Origin of the sequence: Formosa sp. L2A11 (assembly GCF_009796865.1) — a bacterium.
GTDB lineage: Bacteria > Bacteroidota > Bacteroidia > Flavobacteriales > Flavobacteriaceae > Formosa.
On the sequence record NZ_CP047028.1, the window covers coordinates 2,000,414 to 2,023,006 of the forward strand.

The 22,593-nt window shown below is 30.9% G+C and carries 22 protein-coding genes and 1 pseudogene; 10 read left to right on the top strand and 13 right to left on the bottom strand.

Annotated features, from left to right (window positions below; all coding sequences use genetic code 11):
- The first annotated feature begins 7 nt into the window (after nt 1-7).
- From carA to GQR95_RS08720, 7 genes are all read left to right on the top strand, one after another.
- On the top strand, nt 8-1,111 hold the full coding sequence (carA, locus tag GQR95_RS08690; protein ID WP_159022804.1) for a glutamine-hydrolyzing carbamoyl-phosphate synthase small subunit: 1,104 nt from the start codon (nt 8-10) through the stop codon (nt 1,109-1,111).
- Between the two features lie 167 nt (nt 1,112-1,278).
- Complete coding sequence (eno, locus tag GQR95_RS08695; RefSeq protein WP_159022805.1) at nt 1,279-2,568, top strand: phosphopyruvate hydratase; 1,290 nt, start codon at nt 1,279-1,281, stop codon at nt 2,566-2,568.
- A 176-nt stretch (nt 2,569-2,744) separates the two neighbouring features.
- Nucleotides 2,745-4,031 (top strand): citrate synthase, encoded by a 1,287-nt coding sequence (locus tag GQR95_RS08700; protein ID WP_159022806.1) that lies wholly within the window; start codon nt 2,745-2,747, stop codon nt 4,029-4,031.
- Between the two features lie 97 nt (nt 4,032-4,128).
- A complete protein-coding gene (locus tag GQR95_RS08705) occupies nt 4,129-5,043 on the top strand; it encodes a dimethylarginine dimethylaminohydrolase family protein (protein ID WP_159022807.1) in 915 nt (304 codons plus the stop codon).
- A gap of 65 nt (nt 5,044-5,108) precedes the next feature.
- Nucleotides 5,109-5,702 carry a SprT-like domain-containing protein gene (locus GQR95_RS08710; protein ID WP_159022808.1) on the top strand — a complete coding sequence of 198 codons (594 nt, stop codon included), beginning with the start codon at nt 5,109-5,111 and terminating at the stop codon, nt 5,700-5,702.
- 10 nt (nt 5,703-5,712) lie between these two features.
- Nucleotides 5,713-6,792, top strand: coding sequence for a mannose-1-phosphate guanylyltransferase (locus GQR95_RS08715; protein ID WP_159022809.1), 1,080 nt, complete (start codon nt 5,713-5,715; stop codon nt 6,790-6,792).
- A gap of 3 nt (nt 6,793-6,795) precedes the next feature.
- On the top strand, nt 6,796-8,301 hold the full coding sequence (locus GQR95_RS08720; protein ID WP_159022810.1) for a DUF389 domain-containing protein: 1,506 nt from the start codon (nt 6,796-6,798) through the stop codon (nt 8,299-8,301).
- Here GQR95_RS08720 and GQR95_RS08725 read toward each other — a convergent pair.
- Both GQR95_RS08725 and GQR95_RS08730 read right to left on the bottom strand, forming a co-directional pair.
- Nucleotides 8,298-9,067: pseudogene (locus GQR95_RS08725) on the bottom strand (ABC transporter ATP-binding protein). The gene GQR95_RS08720 and the pseudogene GQR95_RS08725 overlap by 4 nt on opposite strands.
- Nucleotides 9,067-9,804: an ABC transporter permease gene (locus tag GQR95_RS08730; RefSeq protein WP_159022811.1), complete on the bottom strand. Its 738-nt coding sequence runs from the start codon at nt 9,802-9,804 to the stop codon at nt 9,067-9,069. The pseudogene GQR95_RS08725 and the gene GQR95_RS08730 overlap by 1 nt, the downstream one beginning before the upstream one ends.
- A gap of 115 nt (nt 9,805-9,919) precedes the next feature.
- On the opposite strand from GQR95_RS08730, the gene pafA reads away from it, so the two are divergent.
- Complete coding sequence (gene pafA / locus GQR95_RS08735; RefSeq protein WP_159022812.1) at nt 9,920-11,566, top strand: alkaline phosphatase PafA; 1,647 nt, start codon at nt 9,920-9,922, stop codon at nt 11,564-11,566.
- A gap of 265 nt (nt 11,567-11,831) precedes the next feature.
- Here pafA and GQR95_RS08740 read toward each other — a convergent pair whose 3' ends face one another.
- From GQR95_RS08740 to rsfS, 6 genes are all read right to left on the bottom strand, one after another.
- Complete coding sequence (locus GQR95_RS08740; RefSeq protein ID WP_159022813.1) at nt 11,832-12,098, bottom strand: acyl-CoA-binding protein; 267 nt, start codon at nt 12,096-12,098, stop codon at nt 11,832-11,834.
- Nucleotides 12,098-12,748 (bottom strand): phosphatidylserine decarboxylase family protein, encoded by a 651-nt coding sequence (locus GQR95_RS08745; protein ID WP_159022814.1) that lies wholly within the window; start codon nt 12,746-12,748, stop codon nt 12,098-12,100. The genes GQR95_RS08740 and GQR95_RS08745 overlap by 1 nt, the downstream gene beginning before the upstream one ends.
- Nucleotides 12,738-13,559 (bottom strand): phosphatidate cytidylyltransferase, encoded by an 822-nt coding sequence (locus GQR95_RS08750; protein WP_159022815.1) that lies wholly within the window; start codon nt 13,557-13,559, stop codon nt 12,738-12,740. The genes GQR95_RS08745 and GQR95_RS08750 overlap by 11 nt, the downstream gene beginning before the upstream one ends.
- A 1-nt stretch (nt 13,560) precedes the next feature.
- Nucleotides 13,561-14,172, bottom strand: coding sequence for an LUD domain-containing protein (locus tag GQR95_RS08755; protein ID WP_159022816.1), 612 nt, complete (start codon nt 14,170-14,172; stop codon nt 13,561-13,563).
- A 116-nt stretch (nt 14,173-14,288) separates the two neighbouring features.
- A complete protein-coding gene (ftsH, locus tag GQR95_RS08760) occupies nt 14,289-16,226 on the bottom strand; it encodes an ATP-dependent zinc metalloprotease FtsH (protein WP_159022817.1) in 1,938 nt (645 codons plus the stop codon).
- A gap of 5 nt (nt 16,227-16,231) precedes the next feature.
- Nucleotides 16,232-16,603, bottom strand: coding sequence for a ribosome silencing factor (gene rsfS / locus GQR95_RS08765; RefSeq protein WP_159022818.1), 372 nt, complete (start codon nt 16,601-16,603; stop codon nt 16,232-16,234).
- Between the two features lie 94 nt (nt 16,604-16,697).
- Here rsfS and GQR95_RS08770 point away from each other — a divergent pair, with 94 nt between their 5' ends.
- The gene (locus GQR95_RS08770; RefSeq protein WP_159022819.1) at nt 16,698-17,429 is read left to right on the top strand and encodes a biotin--[acetyl-CoA-carboxylase] ligase; all 732 of its coding nucleotides are present in this window, start codon (nt 16,698-16,700) and stop codon (nt 17,427-17,429) included.
- Here GQR95_RS08770 and GQR95_RS08775 read toward each other — a convergent pair.
- Together GQR95_RS08775 and pyrE are read right to left on the bottom strand one after the other, a co-directional pair.
- Nucleotides 17,426-17,821, bottom strand: a complete 396-nt coding sequence (locus GQR95_RS08775; protein WP_159022820.1) for an SRPBCC family protein — start codon at nt 17,819-17,821, stop codon at nt 17,426-17,428. The genes GQR95_RS08770 and GQR95_RS08775 overlap by 4 nt on opposite strands.
- 23 nt (nt 17,822-17,844) lie before the next feature.
- Nucleotides 17,845-18,489, bottom strand: coding sequence for an orotate phosphoribosyltransferase (gene pyrE / locus GQR95_RS08780; protein ID WP_159024265.1), 645 nt, complete (start codon nt 18,487-18,489; stop codon nt 17,845-17,847).
- A gap of 125 nt (nt 18,490-18,614) precedes the next feature.
- Between pyrE and GQR95_RS08785 the strand changes: the two genes are divergently transcribed.
- The gene (locus GQR95_RS08785) at nt 18,615-19,196 is read left to right on the top strand and encodes an NUDIX hydrolase (RefSeq protein ID WP_159022821.1); all 582 of its coding nucleotides are present in this window, start codon (nt 18,615-18,617) and stop codon (nt 19,194-19,196) included.
- Here the strand turns inward: GQR95_RS08785 and GQR95_RS08790 are convergent.
- Genes GQR95_RS08790 through GQR95_RS08800 form a run of 3 tightly spaced genes read right to left on the bottom strand, consistent with a single transcriptional unit; the run spans nt 19,189 to nt 22,545 of the window.
- On the bottom strand, nt 19,189-19,875 hold the full coding sequence (locus tag GQR95_RS08790; RefSeq protein WP_159022822.1) for an N-formylglutamate amidohydrolase: 687 nt from the start codon (nt 19,873-19,875) through the stop codon (nt 19,189-19,191). The two genes, GQR95_RS08785 and GQR95_RS08790, sit on opposite strands and share 8 nt — an antisense overlap.
- Nucleotides 19,872-21,098: a glutamate-cysteine ligase family protein gene (locus tag GQR95_RS08795; protein ID WP_159022823.1), complete on the bottom strand. Its 1,227-nt coding sequence runs from the start codon at nt 21,096-21,098 to the stop codon at nt 19,872-19,874. Before GQR95_RS08795 ends, GQR95_RS08790 begins: the two co-directional genes overlap by 4 nt.
- Nucleotides 21,091-22,545, bottom strand: a complete 1,455-nt coding sequence (locus GQR95_RS08800) for a RimK family protein (RefSeq protein WP_159022824.1) — start codon at nt 22,543-22,545, stop codon at nt 21,091-21,093. Before GQR95_RS08800 ends, GQR95_RS08795 begins: the two co-directional genes overlap by 8 nt.
- Between the last annotated feature and the right edge of the window lie 48 nt (nt 22,546-22,593).

Genomic DNA, 22,593 nt, shown 5'->3' on the forward strand with positions numbered 1-22,593 from the left:
TTTAAATATGAAATATCAAAAAAGAAATAAAGCAGTTGTATTATTAGCCGATGGCACAATCTTTCATGGTAAAGTTGTTGGTAATAGAGAAGGTACTGCATTTGGAGAAGTTTGTTTTAATACCGGTATGACTGGTTATCAAGAAATTTTTACCGACCCGTCGTATTTTGGTCAATTAATGGTTACCACTAATGCACATATTGGTAATTACGGTGTAGAGAAATCTGAAATTGAATCTGAAAGTATTAAAATATCTGGATTAATTTGTAAAAATTTTAGTTACGATTTTTCTCGACCTTCAGCAGATTCTAGCTTAGAAGATTTTTTAAATAATAACAATTTATTAGCGGTGTCTGATATAGACACAAGAGCTCTTGTAAGTTACATTAGAGATAATGGTGCTATGAATGCCGTAATTTCTACAGATGTAGATAATATAGAAGGTCTTAAAGCAGAATTAAATAAGATTCCGGATATGAAGGGCCTTGAGTTGGCTTCTAAAGTATCTACTACTGAACCTTATTATATTGGAGAGGAATCTTCTAGTATTAAGATAGCTGCCTTAGACTTAGGTATAAAAAAGAATATACTTAGAAACTTAGCTAATTGTGGTGCATATATAAAGGTTTTCCCTTATAATGCTTCTTTTGAAGATTTAAATGCTTGGAACCCGAATGGTTATTTCTTATCTAATGGACCTGGAGATCCAGAACCTTTAGTTTCTGCTCAAAACGTAGCAAAGGAAATTATAAAACGAGATTTACCTCTTTTTGGTATTTGTTTAGGACACCAAGTTATTGCTCTAGCAAATGGAGTGTCTACTTATAAAATGCATAATGGCCATCGTGGTATAAACCATCCTGTAAAAAATATGATTACAGGTAAAGGTGAAATTACATCTCAAAATCATGGTTTTGCTGTAAGTAGGGAAGACGTAGAAGCGCATCCCGATTTAGAAATAACACATTTTCATTTAAACGATGATACGGTTGCTGGTTTAAGAATGAAAAATAAAAATTGTTTTTCTGTTCAATATCATCCAGAAGCAAGTCCTGGACCACATGATGCTGATTATTTATTCGATCAATTCATCGAAAATATTAAGAAATAGATACTAAAAACCTCAAAAAAAGCTTGCTTTATTTGAGGTTTTTTTGTTACGAAAACAATGTAGTAATTTTATATTATAAATATAACAATTTTTGCTAAAATTTAGACTCACAATTTCGTAAATTAGTATTTTAAAACAATAAAATTAACCTTTTAAATAATATTAAGATGAGCATAATTATTAACATTCATGCAAGACAAATTTTAGATTCACGTGGTAATCCAACAGTTGAAGTAGATGTAGTTACAGAAAATGGCGCTTTTGGTAGAGCAGCAGTTCCATCTGGAGCTTCTACAGGAGAGCATGAAGCCGTTGAATTACGTGATGGTGGTACATCATATATGGGTAAAGGAGTTTCTAAGGCTGTAGATAATGTAAATACTGTTATCGCTCAAGAATTATTAGGTATGTCTGTTTTCGAACAAAATCAAATTGATCAAATGATGATTGATTTAGATGGTACACCAAATAAATCTAAATTAGGAGCTAACGCAATCTTAGGTGTGTCTTTAGCTGTTGCTAAAGCTGCTGCTTTTGAATTGGGTGTGCCATTATACCGTTACGTAGGTGGTGTTTCTGCAAATACATTACCTGTACCAATGATGAATATTATTAATGGTGGTTCTCACAGTGATGCGCCTATCGCATTCCAAGAATTCATGATTATGCCTGTTAAAGCCAAAAACTTTACACATGCAATGCAAATGGGAACTGAAATTTTCCATAACCTTAAAAAAGTATTACACGATAGAGGTTTAAGTACTGCTGTAGGTGATGAAGGAGGATTTGCTCCAACTTTAGAAGGCGGAACTGAAGATGCTTTAGATTGTATTAAATTAGCTGTTGAAAAAGCGGGTTATACTTTTGGTGATGAAGTAATGGTTGCTTTAGACTGTGCTTCTGCAGAATTTTTTATAGACGGTAAATACGACTATACTAAATTTGAAGGACCAACAGGAAAAATTAGAACTAGTGCAGAACAAGCAGAATACTTAGCAGAATTATCAGCTAAATATCCAATTATCTCTATTGAAGATGGTATGGATGAAAATGACTGGGAAGGTTTTAAATTACTTACTGAAAAAATTGGACATAGAGTACAATTAGTTGGTGATGATTTATTTGTAACTAACGTAGAACGTTTATCTCGTGGTATCGAAGAAGGTATTGCAAATTCTATTCTTGTTAAAGTTAACCAAATTGGTTCTTTAACAGAAACAATTGCTGCTGTAAACATGGCTAAAAATGCTGGTTATACAACTGTAATGTCTCACCGTTCTGGAGAAACAGAAGATAACACTATTGCAGATTTAGCAGTAGCATTAAATTGTGGTCAAATAAAAACAGGTTCAGCTTCAAGAAGTGATCGTATGGCTAAATACAATCAATTATTACGTATTGAAGAAGAATTAGGAGATGTTGCTTACTATCCTCAAGGAAAAGCTTTTAAATTCTAGTTTTAAACCCTTTAAATATTTAAAAACGATTGTCTTTTTGAGATAATCGTTTTTTTTTGTCTAAAAATTTGAGTAAAAATTAACGAAATGCTTTTTTTTTTATATATAATAATTGTGATAGATTTTGTATTTTAGCCAATAGCAAAAAAAAAAACGGAAAAATACAAGTAAATTATATGTCAAAACAAGCCACAATTGAAATAGAAGGGAAAAAGTACGAATTTCCTTTAGTTACAGGAACTGAAAATGAAGTAGCAATCGATATATCTACTTTAAGGAATGCTACTGGTGGAGTAATTACTTTAGATTCTGGGTTTAAAAACACAGGGTCTTGTGAAAGTGCAATTACTTTTTTAGATGGAGAAAAAGGAATTTTAAGATATCGTGGTTATTCAATAGAAGAACTTGCAGAAAAAGTTGACTTCTTAGAAGTTACTTATCTTTTAATTTTTGGTGAGTTACCAACAAAAGCTCAAAATGATAAATTTCATAATGATATTAAAGCGCAGTCTAATGTCGATGAAGATATCAAGAAAATTTTAGAAGCATTCCCTAAGTCTGCACACCCAATGGGAGTTATTTCTTCTTTAACAAGTGCTCTAACAGCTTTTAACCCTTCGTCTGTAAATGTAAATTCAGAAGAAGACATGTATAAAGCTATCGTTAAAATTTTAGGTAAAATGCCAGTTTTAGTAGCATGGACTATGCGTAAGAAAGAAGGTTTACCTCTTGATTATGGAGATGATTCTTTAGGTTATGTAGAGAATATTCTTAAAATGATGTTTGCTAAGCCTAATTGTAAATATGTTCAAAACAAAATATTAGTAGATGCTTTAGATAAATTATTAATCTTACATGCAGATCATGAACAAAACTGTTCTACATCTACAGTAAGAATAGTAGGTTCTGCTCATGCAGGTTTATTCGCTTCAATTTCTGCTGGTATTTCAGCATTATGGGGACCTCTTCATGGTGGTGCAAATCAAGCTGTACTTGAAATGCTTCAAGCTATCGAAGCAGATGGAGGAGATACTAAGAAATATATGGCTAAAGCCAAGGATAAAAATGATCCTTTTAGATTAATGGGATTCGGACACCGTGTTTATAAAAATTTCGATCCAAGAGCAAAAATCATTAAAAAAGCAGCAGATGATGTTTTAGAAGCTTTAGGTATTGATGATCCAATCTTGGCAATCGCTAAAGGTTTAGAAAAAGAAGCTTTAGAAGATCCTTACTTTGTTGAAAGAAAACTTTACCCTAATGTAGATTTCTACTCTGGTATAATTTATAGAGCAATGAATATTCCTCAAGAAATGTTTACAGTTATGTTTGCTGTAGGTCGTTTACCAGGATGGATTGCACAATGGAGAGAAATGCGTTTAAATAAAGAACCAATAGGTCGTCCACGTCAATTATACGTAGGAGAAACATTAAGACCTTTTGTTGATGTAGATAATCGTTAGAAAATCAAAAATTAATAATCTAATGTCATTTTGAATAATTGTAAAGCATGTTTTATGTTTTATAGATGTTCAAAATGACATTTTTATTTAATAATTTATGTTGTCATTAAAAGTTACAAATGAAACGTCTCGTTTAAGAGTCGTTGTATTAGGTACAGCCGTAAGTAATGGTCCATCACCTTCTATTGAAGAAGCATACGACCCTAAATCTATCGAACATATAAAAGCTGGTACATACCCTTTAGAAGCAGATATGATTGAAGAAATTGAAGCTGTAAACACTATTTTTAGTAAATATGATATTAAAGTTTTTCGTCCGAAAATAATAGAAAACTACAATCAAATTTTTGCTAGAGATATTGCTTTTGTAATCGATAATAAGTTTATTAAAGCTAATATTCTTCCAGATCGCGAACAAGAATTAGACGCACTCCAAGACGTTATTAATAATATTAATCCGAACGATATTATAAAACCACCAGAAGAAGTCCATATAGAAGGTGGAGACGTTATGTTATGGAACGATTATATTTTTGTCGGAACATATAAAGGAGATGATTATCCAGACCATATTACAGCAAGGACTAATATTCATGGTGTTAATTTTATTAAATCTCTTTTTCCTAATAAGATTGTGAAGGAATTTGATTTAAAAAAATCTAAAACAGAAGCCAGAGATAATGCATTACACCTAGATTGTTGTTTTCAGCCAATAGGAAAAGATAAAGCTATTATTTATGAAGGCGGTTTTAGAGTAAAATCTGATTACAAATACTTGCTAGATTTATTCGGAGAAGATAACCTATTTCATATTACAAGGGACGAGATGTATAATATGAATAGTAATGTGTTCTCTATAGATGAAAACGTTGTTATATCTGAACAAAAATTTACCAGACTAAATAATTGGTTGCGTTCTAAAGGTTTTGTTGTAGAAGAAGTGCCTTATGCAGAAATATCTAAGCAAGAAGGATTATTACGTTGTTCTACACTGCCCTTAATACGGGATTAAAAAATAAAAGCTTAAAGTTATAATAATGTTGAAATTTATTCGGTTTCAATTACATTTGCTGTACAATGCAGAATCCCCTTCAAAGCTATATACCTGAACATTCAATTCCTAAAGTAGAGGAGTTATTAGCACATGAAAAATTAGATTTCATTGTTAAAAAAGAACGAAAAACTCGGCATGGCGATTATAGAAAACTACCCAACGGTAGACATTTAATTACGGTTAATGCTAATCTAAATTCGTATAGGTTTTTAATAACATTAATTCATGAAATTGCACATTTCGAGGCTTTTCAAAAATATGGAAGACTGATAAAACCTCATGGAAAAGAGTGGAAGCATACCTTTCAGCATTTAATGTTACCATTTTTAAATCCAGATGTTTTTCCTAAAGAACTTTTACCGTTATTAGCTAAACATTTTATAAATCCTAAAGCAACAAGCGACACAGATCATGTTTTGGCATTTGCTTTAAAACAATTTGATGAAGATTCAGATAAAACCTATATTTTTGAAATACCTATAGGAAGTGTCTTCAAGATTTATAATGGAAGGCAATTCAAAAAAATAAAAAAACGTGTAAAGCGTTTTGAATGTATTGAGATTAAAACCGGAAAAATGTATTTATTTAATCCGAACGTAGAAATAGAAGTTATTTAATATAAATAGAATGAACAAAAATAATTATGCCATAATCATGGCAGGAGGAGTAGGTTCAAGATTTTGGCCCGTAAGCATGAATAGTTTTCCTAAACAATTTCACGATATGTTAGGAACAGGTGAAACGTTAATTCAGAAAACGTTTCAACGTTTATCAAGGTTCATTCCAAAACAAAATATTTACATTTTAACAAATGCTAATTATAACGACTTAGTTTTAGAACAATTACCAGAAGTTACTCAAGATCAAGTTGTTTTAGAGCCTGCAATGCGTAATACAGCACCTTGTATTTTATATGCAGCTTTAAAAATTCAGAAAGAAAATCCAGATGCTTTAATGTTAGTGGCTCCAAGTGATCACTGGATTGAAGATGAAGACGCTTTTTCTAAAAATGTATTAACAGCTTTCGATTTTTGTGAGCAAAATGATGCATTAATGACTTTAGGTATTCAACCAACATTTCCAAATACAGGTTATGGGTATATTGAATACGATATAGCTACCGAAAATGTTGTAAAACCAGTTAAACAATTTAGAGAAAAGCCAGATTATGAAACTGCCAAATCTTTTATTAAACAAGGTAATTTTGTTTGGAATGCAGGAATCTTTATGTGGAGTGTTTCTAGTGTTTTAAAGGCCTTTAAATCTAATCAGCCAGAATTATTTCAATTATTTGAAAAAGGAATTCCTTCATATAATACTGCCGATGAAGCTAAATTTATTGCAGAAAATTATGAAAAATCAGAAGATATTTCTGTCGATTATGCAATTATGGAAAGTTCTAAAAATGTATATGTTTTAGCTGCTGAATTTGATTGGAACGATTTAGGAACTTGGGGAAGTCTTTACGATAAGTTAGATAAAGATGCAGATAATAACGCCGTTGTTAATGCTAGAACTTTGGTTGAAGATGCCTCAGGAAATATGATTAGAACCAAAGCAGATAAAATTGTAGTTGTTGATGGGTTAAATGACTATATTATAATCGATAAGGATGATGTGCTTCTTATTTATCCAAAAGCAAAAGAACAAGATATTAAAAACATAAGAAATAAAGTTAGAGACGTTTTTGGTAAAAAATATTGTTAATATATGAGCGAAAATAAGTTTAATTTCTCGGAAGACGAAGCTGATAAAGTTAAAGATGCTGCTCAAGATGCAGCAGTAAAAGAGTCTAAAAAAGCCATTAAAGAGGATGCTCAAGGCTTACTAGAAAGTATTAGAGGTTTTTTATCTGAGTTATTAGACTTTAGACAAGATACAGATCAGCAAGCAACTATAGATGCCATAAAAGGCGATATTCCTTTTAAAGGCGCTACAGCTTGGATTTTAATCTGTTCTATTTTTGTCGCTTCCATCGGATTAAATGCAAATTCTACTGCAGTTGTTATCGGTGCCATGTTAATTTCACCATTAATGGGACCTATTTTAGGAATAGGTTTATCTGTCGCTATTAATGATATTGATACACTTAGAAAATCTCTAATTAATTTTGGAGTAATGATTTTCTTAAGTGTATTAACAGCTTTTCTTTTTTATAAATTTTTCCCATTACAAGAAGAATCTTTAGAGTTATTAGCACGAACAAAACCAGATATTCGAGATGTGTTAATTGCATTCTTTGGTGGTGCTGCCTTAATTATTGCTAGAACTAAAAAAGGTACAATTGCCTCTGTTATATTTGGTGTTGCAATTGCTACAGCATTAATGCCTCCTTTGTGTACTGTAGGTTATGGTTTAGCGGTTTCTTTCGACGATTTTTCTAAAGGAATTGGTTATGCATCAGGTGCATTTTACTTATTTATCATTAATACCATTTTTATTGCTTTAGCGACGTTCATCGCTTTAAAGATTTTACGTTTTCCAATGATTAAATACGTAAATTCTAAGAAAAGAAAACGTATTTCTCAAATTGCATCTTTATTAGCTATTGTTGCTATGATTCCTGCTATTTGGACATTTGTAGATGTAATAAAAGAGAGTAATTTTAAAAGAGAAGCACAATTATATTTAGATAAAGAACTAAAAGGTTTACCGCAATACGAATATATTAAACGAAATGTAGTTTATGAATATTCTAACGGGAAAGAAGGGTCTAGCTTTATCTTTAATACACATGGTATTGGATCTATTCCAGATGAAACCATTGAACTTTTAAAAGCTAAAATAGCAGATTATCCATCTTTAAAACATGCTCATTTTGAGTTTAACCAAAGTAGACAAAATGTAGATAATGTTAAGTATATGGAGCAATTGCGTGAGCGAGATTCCTTAGATTTACTTTCTCAGACTCAAAAAATAGTTTACTTAGAAAAAAGAGTTGGTCAATTACAATACTTAGAAGAAAAAACGATTCCGTTTGTAGACATTATGAAGGAGGTTCATATTAACTATGAAAACCTTGACTTGTTTACTTATTCAACCGTGATTTCTTCAAATTTTGAAAAGATAGATACAATTCCTGTATTTGGTATTCGTTGGAAAGCAGATAAAAACCTTAAAGAAGAATATATAAATACAGAAGAAGATAAATTAGAACGTTGGTTGAAATTTAAATTAAAATTAGATACTTTAGTTGTAGAACGCGTAAAGCATTAAGCGTTCTCTTCTAGGTACATTTTTCTTACTTTCTTAAATAATTCTGAAGAATATACAAAGTCTGTAACAACTTCGTTATTGGTTTTAAATATTGTTTCATTAGAACCTTCCCAAGCTTTTTAATCCGTCTTTAAGAAATACTATTTTTTTACCAATTTCCATTACAGAATTCATGTCGTGAGTGTTTATAACAGTTGTTATGTTGTATTCTTCAGTAATTTCTTTAATAAGATTATCTATAACTATTGCCGTTTTTAGGGTCTAGTCCAGAGTTGGGTTCGTCACAAAATAAATATTTAGGTTTATTTACAATCGCTCTTGCTATTGCCACACGTTTCTGCATACCTCCAGAGGCTTCAGAAGGCAGTTTGTTGTGTGCGTTTTCTAGATTAACACGTTTTAAAACAAAGTTAACACGTTCGTCCATATCGCTTTCACTTAGTTTTGTAAACATGCGTAATGGAAATTTCACATTTTCTGCAATAGTCATAGAGTCAAACAAGGCACTTCCTTGAAAAACCATTCCTATTTCTGCTCTTAGATTACGTTTATCTTTAGCCGATAGTTTTGAAAATATTTTCCCTTCATAAGAAATACTACCTTCCTCATAATCGAATAAACCGAGTAGACATTTTAAAAACACGGTCTTTCCCGAACCACTTTGTCCAATAATAAGATTAGTCTTTCCTTTTTCAAATGTGGTACTAATTCCTTTTAATATATGTACGTCTCCAAACGACTTTTGTAAATCTTTAACTTCAATCATTAGCTTAATAGGATTTGAGTTAGTATAAAGTTTAAAGTAATTATGGCCACACTAGTCCAAACAAAAGATACGGTACTTGCTTTACCAACATCTAAAGCTCCTCCTTTCATGTAATAACCGTGAAAAGAGGGAATTGTTGCTAAGAAGAAAGCAAAACCTATTGTTTTTATAAACGCATAGATAATATGGTAAGGAATAAAATCGTCTTGTAATCCCACGACATAATCATTAACTGTTGCAAAATGGCCAAAGGCACATGCAGCTAATCCTCCTATAATTCCTAAAAACATAGAAATTGAAATAACAAAAGGATAAAGCATTAATGAAACAAGTTTAGGGAATACTAAATAATTAAGTGAATTTATACCCATAACTTCTAAGGCATCTATTTGTTCTGTAACCCGCATGGTTCCTATACTAGAAGTAATAAAAGATCCTACTTTACCAGCCATAATAATAGAAATAAATGTAGGTGCAAACTCTAAGATAACAGATTGTCTTGTCGCAAAACCAATTAAGGATTTCGGAATCAAAGGGTTATCCATGTTTAGAGCGGTTTGTATAGTAACAACACCTCCAACAAAGAAAGATATAAAAGCAACGATACCTAACGAACCGATAATTAAATCATCGATGTCTTTAATAATGAGTTTTTTCATTACCGACCACTTGGTTGGTTTCTTAAAAAGCTCAATTATCATTAGTACGTAAGCGCCAATACTGTGTAGATAACTCATAGAATATTTTGTAAGTGCTAAAGTAAAAAAATACTATTACTTATTTAATGATTATTTAAATTAAGAAAGATTATAAAAGCCTTATTTTTGTTTTTAAAATTACAATTATCATTTTATGAAAAATTCAATATTACTTTTTCTAGCTTGTTTGCTTTATGCATCAGGCTTCGCTCAACAGGCTCAAGAAAACGAGTCTTCTGAAATATATGTAAAACCCAAATTAGTTGTTGGTATTGTAGTAGACCAAATGCGTTATGATTATTTGACTCGGTTTTATGATAAATACGGTGAAGATGGTTTTAAACGTATGATGAATGAAGGTTTTAACTGTAAAAACAATCATTTTAATTATATACCTACTTATACTGCTCCAGGGCATACATCTATATACACAGGTACTTCTCCAATGAATCATGGTATTATTGGTAACAACTGGTACGATAAAGAACTTAAAACATCTGTTTACTGTGCAGAAGATGCTTCTGTTGCTTCTGTAGGAACAGAGAACAAGGCTGGGCAAATGTCTCCCCACCGAATGCTAACGACTACATTTGCAGATGAGAATAGATTATTTACTCAAATGGAAGGTAAAACAATTGGTATTTCTATTAAAGATAGAGGAGCAATTTTACCTGCAGGTCATACTGCAAATGCAGCGTATTGGTTTTTTGGTGAAGACCAAGGAGACTTTATTACAAGTACATATTACGAAGAGGAATTACCAAAATGGGTAAAGAATTTTAATTCGTCTAAAAAAGCTAAATCATATCTTAAAGAGTGGGATACCTATTATAATATTAAAAAGTATACAGAAAGTGGTGATGATTTAAATGATTTTGAAGGTGGTTTTAAAGGTAAAGAAACAGCGACATTTCCTTATGATTTAAAAAAATTAAGTAAAGAAAATAACGGATTTGATATTATAAAAAGTACACCTTATGGAAATAGTATTGTAGCAGATTTTGCAATTGAAGCTATAAAAGGTGAAGATTTAGGTAAAGATGATGTTACAGATGTTTTAACAGTAAGTTTTTCTTCTACAGATTACGTTGGGCATAATTTTGGTGTAAACTCTAAAGAAATTGAAGATACTTATATCCGTTTGGATAAAGATTTAGGTCGTCTTTTTAAAATGTTAGATAGTTATGTAGGTAAAGGTGAATACACTGTGTTTTTAACAGCAGATCATGGAGGAGTAGATGTTCCTTCTTATTTACACTCTCAGCATGTTCCTGCTGGATACTTTGATAAAAAAGAGTTTAAAGATAAGTTAGATAGCTTTATGACAAAGAAATATGGTGCTTCAGATTTAATAGAAAACATTAGTAACAATCAAATATTTTTAAATCGTAAAAAAATTAGTTTGTTAAACTTAAACCTAGAAAGCATGGAACAAGAGATTGCTAATGAATTAATTTCTTATGAAGGTATTCATTACGTTAATCCTGCTTTTTCTCTTTCTAGTGGAGGAAATGATATTGAAGCTTTATTAAAAAACGGATATAACCAAAAACGTTCTGGAGATGTGCTTTTCCAATTAAAACCAGCTGTTATTTCTTATAGTAAAACAGGATCTACTCACGGTACAGGTTTAAATTACGACACACATGTACCTTTAATGTTTTTTGGAAAAGGAATTAAACACGGTAGTACTTTACAAAAAACAGAAGTTATAGATATTGCACCAACTATTTCTGGATTATTAGGAATTAGTTTCCCTAATGGAGCAACAGGTAAACCTTTAGAGTTTCTTTTAGATTAATTAATCTAAAAGAAAAATATTAAAATTTTAAAGCCCTCTATTTATAAAATAGAGGGCTTTTTTTATTTTTAAATGCATTTAAAATAGTCTTTGTAAACTGGGAACGTAAATTTTATAGCAATAGGATTTTCTAATGAAAAGGAGACCATAAAATTTAATTCATTTTTTGTAACTAATATTTAATGAATATTTTAGTCTGTATTATTTGCTGTTATATCTAAAATAAAACAGATACAAATAATGTATTTGATTATAGAAATAAGGTTTACTTTCTATATAAGGAGTAATTGTTTACAAGATCTATGTAAATGCGTTTAGCTTCATCTTGAGTAATATTCTTTACTTGGAATAAAGCATTTGTTTTAAATGCATTTATAATAGCTTTATTACTGTTTGGTCTATTATAATCGTTTGTAGCTTTTTTGTAATACGCGTATAGGCGTAATAGAAAATCTGCAGGAAAAGGCCCTGGAAGATTATTGATGCGCTTAACGGCATCTTTAAAGTCAATATCTAATTCTTCAGAAGTCATTATAATTCAGCTATAATACTTTCTCCACCTTTAACTTTATCGTTAAGGCTGACATTAATATTAGTTCCCAAAGGTAAAAATAAATCTACTCTTGAACCAAACTTTATAAAACCAGAATCACTTGCTTGAATAGCTTCATCTCCAACCTTAGCATAATTTACAATACGTTTAGCTAAAGCTCCTGCAATTTGGCGATGTAGTACTTTTCCAAATGTTTTATTTTCAACAACTACGGTTGTACGTTCGTTTTCTTCACTAGCTTTAGGATGCCAAGCTACTAAGAATTTTCCAGGATGGTATTTGCTAAATATAACTTTTCCTCCAATAGGATATCTAGTAACATGTACATTAATAGGAGACATAAAGACACTTACTTGTAAGCGTTTTTCTTTAAAATATTCTTTTTCAAATACTTCTTCAATCACTACAACTTTACCATCTACGGGAGATAGCACTTGATTGTCATTAAGAACACCATTACGTTTAGGGTTTCTAAAAAACTGTAAAATGATTATTAAGAATGCGAAAAACACAAAAAATAATAGATTTCGTAACCATGATATAGACACAAAATTGTCTACAGCCAAGAATGCTGCAATCACTAATATAAAAGTGATTATAATAATTTTAAAACCTTCTTTATGAAACATAATCTATAATTCTTAAAAACAAATAAATAAATGGTGAGGCAAAAATAATACTATCTAACCTATCTAATAATCCGCCATGTCCAGGCATGATTACTCCACTATCTTTTACATTAACTTGACGTTTGAATTTAGACTCTACTAAGTCTCCTAACGTTCCAAAAACACTTACTATAATAGATAGAATAAGCCATTGGTTAAAGTTTAATGTGTTGGTAAAGGTAGCAATAAAATAGCTAGCAACACACGAAAAAAAGAGTCCGCCAATAAAGCCTTCAACTGTTTTTTTAGGAGAAATTTTTTCAAATAGCTTTTGCTTACCAAAATTCTTACCCACAAAAAAGGCAAATGTATCGTTTACCCATACAAGAATAAACGATCCTAAAAGGATGCTTGGGTGGTATTCTTTGCCAAATCTGGCAGTTAAAAGAAAAAATATAAATGAACTAGAAAGGTAAAAAGTAGTTAAAAGAAATCGTTTAAACTTAAACAAAGGAATACCTCGCTTTGAAAATAAATCTTTTATTAGAAATAAATTAACAAAAATTGAAAGTACAAGAAGTATTTGTGTTGCTTCGTTAAAGCCTTTTAGTTCTGGTAATACCATATTCCAGTATCCAAAAACAAGATACATGATGGTAAATATTATATATGGTATGTATGTACGAAGCCCTATGAGTTTTTTAAATTCGGCAATAGAAATTATTCCGAAGAGAAAAAATAGGATAGTTAATGTATGCTCATTGTAAAGAGATCCAATTAATAAAGCAACGTATATAAAACCAAAGATAGCTCTGGTAAAAATTTCTTTCATATTAGAGGTCTTCTAAAAGCAGCAAATATAGATTTTTTGAATTACTACCATAGGTCATGAAGTTTTTTTCTTCCTCCAATTTAAAATGTTTTATTGTAGTAATATTTGTTGGTATTTTTTGCGTGTTTTTAGATTTAATAGCTCTTAAGCCTTCACTTATACTACCTACAATTTGACTTGTAGTAGAAAATACAATAAAATTACTAGGCAAATCTGCAAGTTTTTTCTCTGCAATTTGTTTAGAAGAGATTAAAAGCGAACCGTCGTCTGCGATTAGACTTTCGCAACTTGTTAAAAAATAAGTCGCGTCAGTATCATTAGGTAATGCCATATGTAAACTAGAGGAAGCAAATCGTTTTTTTAATTCGTTCTCTAGTATCAGGATTTTTTTGTCCTCCCAACTATTTTCTTCAATTATATAATCTAAGGTTTGAAATATTTCATCTAAATTTTCGCAATACAAAAACTTACCACCATTTTCTTTAAAGTTTATAGTAAACTTTTCATCTATAGGTAGTGTTATTTCAGGCATGTATCTGCCTCTGTCTCCAGATTGAATTTCCTCTTCTGAATTATTTGATTTGGAACCAAAAAGTTTTTTAAATAGACTCATTAAGACATCTGCGATTAATCTGTGTTAAATAGGGTTTATTCAAAGATAAAAAATCTTAAATTAACCAATGGTCAATTTAAGATTTTTCCTGCTATTAAGCTTAAATACTTAATAAATTATTTATCTAAAAGCGGTTTTAATTCAGGATCAAAAGGGCGTTTACCAAATATTTTTTCAAGATTGTCTTTAAAGATCACCTCTTTTTCTAAAAGTACCTCTGCTAACTCAGTAAGTTTTTCTTTGTTATCTTCTAGAAGTTTTATTGCTCTTTCGTATTCTGCTTCAATAATGTCAGATATTTCTTTATCAATAAGTTCTGCAGTTTTTTCACTATATGGTTTAGTAAAACCATATTCGTTTTGTCCTGAAGAATCATAATACGTTAAATTACCAACTTTATCACTTAAACCATAGACAGTAACCATTGCTCTGGCTTGTTTTGTTACTTTTTCAAGATCACTTAAAGCTCCAGTAGATATTTTATTAAAAATAACTTTTTCTGCAGCACGACCTCCTAAAGCAGCACACATTTCGTCTAGCATTTGTTCTGGTCTAACAATTAAGCGTTCTTCTGGTAAATACCAAGCAGCCCCTAAAGATCGTCCACGTGGCACGATAGTTACTTTTACTAATGGTGCAGCATGTTCTAGCATCCAGCTTACTGTTGCGTGTCCAGCTTCGTGAAAAGCAATAGCTTTCTTTTCGCTAGGTGTAATTATTTTATTTTTCTTTTCTAAACCTCCAACAATACGGTCTACAGCATCAAGGAAATCTTGCTTATCTACAGCTTTTTTACCTTGTCTAGCAGCTATTAAAGCAGCTTCGTTACAAACATTTGCAATATCTGCTCCAGAGAAACCTGGTGTTTGTTTTGCTAAGAAATCTGTATCTAGGTTTTCAGATTTTTTGATTGGTTTTAAGTGAACTTCAAAGATTTCTTGACGTTCTCTAATGTCTGGAAGATCTACAAAAATTTGTCTATCAAAACGTCCAGCACGCATTAATGCGCTATCTAAAACATCTGCTCTGTTTGTTGCAGCTAATACAATTACATTTGTATTTGTTCCAAAACCATCCATTTCTGTTAGTAATTGGTTTAACGTGTTTTCTCTTTCATCGTTAGACCCAGACATGTTATTTTTTCCTCTAGCACGTCCAATAGCATCAATCTCATCAATAAAAATAATTGCAGGAGATTTCTCTTTTGCTTGCTTAAATAAATCTCTTACACGAGAAGCACCTACACCAACAAACATTTCAACAAAATCAGATCCAGATAAAGAAAAGAAAGGCACTTTAGCTTCACCTGCAACAGCTTTTGCTAATAATGTTTTTCCTGTTCCTGGAGGGCCTACAAGTAATGCTCCTTTTGGAATTTTACCACCAAGAGATGTGTATTTTTCTGGATTTTTAAGGAAGTCTACAATTTCTTGTATTTCTTCTTTAGCACCTTCTAAACCTGCTACATCTTTAAATGATGTTTTAACATCTGTATTTTGGTCGAATAATTTAGCTTTAGATTTTCCGATATTGAAGATTTGACCTCCAGCACCGCCTCCGCCACCAGAAGACATTCTACGCATTATAAATATCCAAACTCCAATTAATAATACAAAAGGAAGAATACCAATAAGGAAATCTCCCCACAGGTTTTGTTCTGTTTTGTAATTAACAGCTGTTTTTAAATTTTGCTCTTTAATAGTAGAGTTTAAATCATTTTCAAAATTTTGCAAATCTCCAAATTCAAAACTATAATTAGGTAGTTTTGATGCTGTAGGAAGCAATGTAGATGGTTTTGATTCTTTGTGCTCTTCTTTTTGTAATGCTTCGTCTGTTAAAAAGACTTCTGCTTTTCTTTTATTTACAATTTCAACAGTTTTTACATCTCCATTCCTCAGATATGTCATAAACTCTGAAGGAGTTGTAGTCGTAGCGTCTTGTAGACTATTACTATTAAAAAGTTGCATTGCAATAAAAATCGCAATAATTGCTCCGTAAATCCAGTACGGATTTAATTTGGGTTTCTTATTTGGAGTTTTCTTTTCGTTTGCCATTAAATTTAATAATTTGTTTCAATTATAGTTGTTTTTGCATCGCCCCATAGGCTTTCAATGTCGTAGTATTCACGTATTTGTTTCTGAAAAACATGTACTACCACATTAACGTAGTCCATTAATACCCATTCTGCATTATCTTGTCCTTCTATATGCCAAGGTTTGTCCTTAAGTTCTTTACTAACTTTTTTCTGAACAGCATTAACAATAGCATTTACTTGAGTATTTGAGGTTCCTTCACATACTATAAAATAGTCGCAAACAGTATTTTCAATTTCACGTAAGTCTAAAATATTTATATCTTTTCCTTTAACATCTTCAATTCCACTTAATATGGTAGAAATTAACAAGTCTGCATTTATATTTTCTTTCGCCATTAAATTTATTTAATTTGTGCAAAGTTATTATTTTTTAGTTCTTTATACTTTAAAATTTGCAGAAGTTTTCATCCTGCCCATATAAATACTATAAATGCATATTATCAAACTTGATGCCATCGATTCAACTAATACTTTTTTAAAGCAATTAAGTACTTGTGAATTGTTGGCAGATTATACAGTCGTAGTCGCTAAACAGCAGACTATGGGACGCGGCCAAATGGGAACTGTTTGGGAGTCTGAAACAGCTAAAAATCTTATGTTTAGTGTGTTTAAAGATGTTTCTTTTGTGCCTATAGAAAAGCAATTTTATATAAGTATGGCAACTGCTATTGCCATTTATAAAGCTTTAAATAAATTAATGTTACCAAGAGTTAGAATAAAATGGCCTAACGACATATTGTCAGAAGACAAGAAAATTTGCGGTGTACTTATAGAAAACATAGTAACACCAAGTGGTTTAAGAGATAGTGTGCTTGGAATTGGTGTTAATGTAAATCAAACAAATTTTAAAAAATTACCAAAAGCATCTTCTATTGTAAATAAAACTGGAAAAATTTACCATACAGACGAAGTCCTAGATTATATACTAGTAGAGTTAAAAGAATGTTTTGCTTGGCTAGAGAATGGGCAATTAGAAAGAATTAAACAGGAATACGAAAGTGCTTTGTTTAAAAAAAATAAGCCCTCAACATTTTTAAATGCTGAAGGCAATATGTTTGCTGGGTTTATTCTAGGTGTCTCAGAACTTGGTCATTTAAGAGTTTTGTTAGAAGACGAAATTATAAAAGAATATAATTTAAAAGAATTAACCTTATTGTATTAAATAGATTCTGGCATTTTAGTAACTAAAGTTTCTATAAACTTTGTTATTGGTCCTTTTACCATCATAGCCATCATTGGGTTAAAGTCGCCTTCAAATAGAAGTTTTACATCGCTTTTACCTTCACTAATTTCATTAATGTGTCCTACAAGAGAAAAATCTAATTTTCCGCCTGCGGCACATAATACTATTTTATTTGGAGGAATAACTTCCTTCTTTTTTAAAATAATTTCGGGCATACCTTTTAATGCGAATAGAAATTTGTCTTCGTCTAAAATTTCAAACTTACTAATATTGTCAGGCATTAGTTTTTCAAAATTTTTAATATCCGAAAGAAAATCAAATACGTCTTGAGGTGATTTGTCTAATGTTACTTTTGGAGATTCTAAATTCATGATTTTTTATTTCTTTATTTTAATCAAATAGCGTTCCATTCACTCGGATTGGCATTCCAATCTGTCAAAGTTTTTACTTCAGATTGCGACACGTAATTAGTTTCTACAGCTTGCATGATTAAATTTTCGTAGTTACTTAATGTTTGAAGTAGTACATTTTCTTTTTTAAAATTCTCTTCAGCAATATTAAAACCGTAAGTAAAAATGGCAATCATTCCTTTTACATTTAGGTTTGCTTCTCTAAGAGCACGTACAGCATTTAGGCTGCTTTTTCCTGTACTAATTAAATCTTCAACAACAACAACATTTTGTCCTTTCTGGATAAATCCTTCAATTTGGTTTTGTCTTCCATGACTTTTAGCTTCTGGTCTTACATAAATAAAGGGAACACCTAAATATTCTGCAACAAGCATACCTATACCAATGGCGCCTGTAGCTACACCTGCAATAACGTCTGGTTTGCCATATTGTTCTTCAATATGTTTTGCCATAGTTTCACGTATGTAATTTCTAATAAGCGGAAATGATAGTATAATCCTGTTGTCGCAATAAATTGGCGATTTCCATCCAGAGGCCCATGTAAAAGGAGCACTAGGGCTTAGTTTTATCGCATTTACCTGCAATAAAACTTCAGCAGTTTTTCGAGCTGTTTGTTTGTTTAAAATCATAGGTGCAAAATTACACATTAATTAAAATAATACTTCTTGTCTATTAAAATTATTTTTTTTAAAGTTAATATGTTTGCTATAAAAATTGATACTTTTACCATAAATAATACAGTATATTTTTTAACATGTATAAAATATTTGTCAACGACAAGCCAATCATTTTAACCACGAAGGTTGAAAAAGAGACACATTTTAAAAATTACTTATTAGACACCGTTCAAATAGGTAAGGTTATAAAAGAGTTAAATACAACTTCTTTAAAAGAAGTGAGACTGATTCATAAAAAAGAAGATAAGTTACTTAAAAAGTTTCTAAAACTTTTACCAAATGTAGTTGCTGGTGGAGGAAAAGTCTTCAATAAGAACGGAGATATTTTATTTATCTATAGAAATGATAAGTGGGATTTACCTAAAGGAAAGGCAGAACCTGGTGAAACTATAGAGGAAACGTCTTTACGTGAAGTCGAGGAAGAAACAGGAGTAACTGGTTTAAAAATTACTAAACCTTTACATACGACTTATCATATATTTAAACGTAACGGAAAGTTTAAAATTAAGGTTACACATTGGTTTGAAATGTCTACAGATTTTAAAGGTAATTTGTGGCCACAAATTAACGAAGGTATTACTAAGGTAGAATGGTTAAATGAGGTTGAAGCCATACAGGCTTTAGAAAACTCGTATGCTAATATTAGACCTCTTATTTAGAAAAACTAGATTTTATAGCGCTGTAAATTTGATGTTTTAAATGTGAAGGCATCGCGTTTTTTGAAGCGAATTTCTGATTAATTTCTATTTCAATCCCTAAATAGTTTTCAGGAAACTGTTTACGTAAATAGGTTGTAAAACCATCTGCAGTTCCTAAATAAGGATAATTAAAACGCGTTTTTATATTTGGGTTTTCAATAGTTAAATTAGATTTTAACGTTTTACAAAACTCAGATTCTTCGGTTTTAGAGGGATCATATAACAGACCAATATCGCAAGTTCGTTTTACTTTATTTAGAATAGGAGTGAAGCTATGTATAGAAAGATGGAGTATTGTATCTCCTTTTTGTATAGAATTTAAGATGTAATTTTCAACAGCATTTCTATACACTATATAATAAGAATCTATTACATATTGTTTTTCAGAATTTGTAAATAATTTTGAATACTTAGAAAACACATTTTTATGATGTAACGATCTGTTTAATTCAATTAATAATCTACTTGTTTCACTATAATTTGAATATTCTGAAAGCGGTTTTAAATAATTAAAAACATCTAAAGCACCAATGTCAAAGCCACGATGCGATTGCAGCGTGGTTTTTGTATTTATAAAATAAGGTAAAAACTGTTTAGGTATCTGGTTTCCGCCATGTTCGCAGGTTAGAAGCAGTTTCATTCTAAAAATAAGATGTTATTTTCAAGAGCATTAGCAAGCGATTTATAGACTCTTAAAATGTTAGTTTCAGACGTGTTTTTACCTAATGCATGTTCAATTCTAGTTGCTAGAGTGCCTTCTTTTAAAATAGTTTCAATAGTATTGTAATGCGATGTGTCAATATTTGGTTTTGCTAAAGCATACAAATGTTTCCATACGTTTTTTATTGAGGTTGCATTTTCAATATTAAAGACCTTTAAATAGTCTAAATTTTTTATTACAGCAGTTTCACCATGTTTAATAGCATTGTTAAGAATACAAAATAAATCTTCTTCTGTCCAACGTTTTTGTTCTGCTAAGGTTGATAGTTTATTACTGACTAATATTTTTAAAGTTTCTATAATTAATGCACAAATAGCAATATCTGCTTTCGGGCATTCTTGAATATCTACCAAACGAATTTCAATCGCATTTCTATCAAATCTAGCAATAGCTCCGCGAGAATTTAAAAAATGATGATCTAAAATATTATGAGTGTCAAACGGTTTTATAGCCTTTTTAATAGGTTCGAAAATGGTAGTATAATATTCTTGTTTAGTAAAAACGCGTTCTGGAATAACACAACCTGTCATTTCAGGGATTTCTTTTTGGTTGGTTTTGTAATACTCTAAACGTGTGTCTTTAAAACTTGTTTTTTTACCTTCTAAAATAGGAGAACTTGCGCTTAAACCTGGAATTAAAGGTAAAATAATACGAATAGCAGCGTGTAGTACTTCAAACTCTTTGTCGTCAAAAAAAGGCAGATTTATATGTACACTTTGCACATTGCTCCAACCGTGATTTTTACAATTAAAAATACGGTTATACAATTCGTAAACCTCACTATAACTATGTTTCCAGAGTTGAGTCTCTGTTTTTGGATTCATAAAAGGGTGCGCTGCCGATGGCAATAATTCTGCTTGTAAAGGTTTTAAAAGCGCATTAATTTCTATAATATTTTTATGAAATAATGTAGCTAAACCATTTAAGTCTTTTGTTGGACCATTAGTTTTTAACTCTATAACATGAGCAACCAATTCGTTACTCCAAGCAATTTTACCATTAGAAATGTCTGATGTTAATTTGCCATGCTTTTTAGTTAAAAGGGCATCAACAATCGGAACAATTTTTAAATCAGATTGATTTACTAGCATATATTCTAGTTCAATCCCGTAAACATCAAAAAGATGATATTTTTTATTCATTTGAATCTAAACGTTTTTTTAATGCAGATAAAATTTCAGTGTAAACTAAATCGCCATAATAGGCGTCTTCTACACCAAAATCGATGTTTGGGTTATCGTTAATTTCAATAACCATGGGTATTTTATTTATAACTTTTATATCGACACCATAAAGGCCTTTACCTATTAATTTTGCCGATTTTATAGCCATATTCAATACTTTTTTAGGTACAGATTCTATAGGCAAACAATCTGCATCTCCGTCTTGGTCGTCTTTTTTCTTAGCATTCCAATTGTATATTTGCCAATGCCCTTTTGCCATGTAATATTTACAGGCAAAAAGAGGCTTATCGTCTAATATTCCAATACGCCAATCGTAATCTGATGGACAAAATTCTTGTGCAATAATTAAATCAGATTCCTTAAGCATGTCGTTAACCAGAGTGTTGTATTCTGCTTCTGTTTTTGCTTTTTTTACGCCAAAAGAAAATGTAGAATCTGGTGCTTTTAAAACGCAAGGCAGTCCCACTTTTTCTAAAACCATTTGCTTATTGTTTTTGTGTACAATTATGGTTTTTGGTGTGTTTATATTGGCGTTTTCTAGAGCTTCTGCCATATACACCTTATTGCAACATTTTAAAATAGCATCTGGATAATCTATAATGGCAAGGCCTTCTCGTTGTGCCTTTCTAGCAAAAGCATAGGTTTCGTTGTTTACTTCTGTACTCTGGCGAATAAATAAAGCATCAAAAGAAGATAAGCGCGATAAATCTTTAGGATCTATAATTTCAGCATAAATGTTCATTTTTTCAGCTAAATCAATAAACTTTTTTAAAGCTTTGGCGTTACTTGGTGGTGCTGGATCTTTAGGGTTTACTAAAATGGCTAAATCAAAATCGCTTCTATTTAACTTCGGAATATCATACCTTTTTTTAGAGAAATATTGATTTGCAAACTCCTGAACACTGTCTTTATGTTCTCTAGGTATTTCAGATTCTGAAATTGCTTTTATACTTTTAATGTTCCACTTTGTAGTATGGTTAAATTGTACACGTAAAAAAGGTACCTGAAAATGCTTGTAAAACAATAGACTTAATTCCTTGTATTTATGTGCCACATTCTGTCCAAAATAAATACTTAGTGTAAAGTCTTGAGATTTTATATTCTTTAAACTTTGCTGAATAGTATTGTCAAACTCGTCCGATACAATTTTAACAAGCGTTAAAGCCTTTAAGTCTACAATATTTTTAATTGTTGGTAAAGGTAAATGTCCTCTGGCTTCTGCTAAAAGCGATACGTAATATCCTTTAGATTGGTATGAATAATCTTTACATAAATTGAAAATTCTAGCTTTTTTAAGCAATGAAAATTCTGGGTTGGTAAGATAGTCTTGCGAAGAAATTACCTTTATATTTTCAATCGAAAAATTCCATTTTTCAGGTTGATTGACAACAATATACTTATTCATTAATACGCGTCATGGCGATGTAAATTTTAATCAAATGTATATTATTTT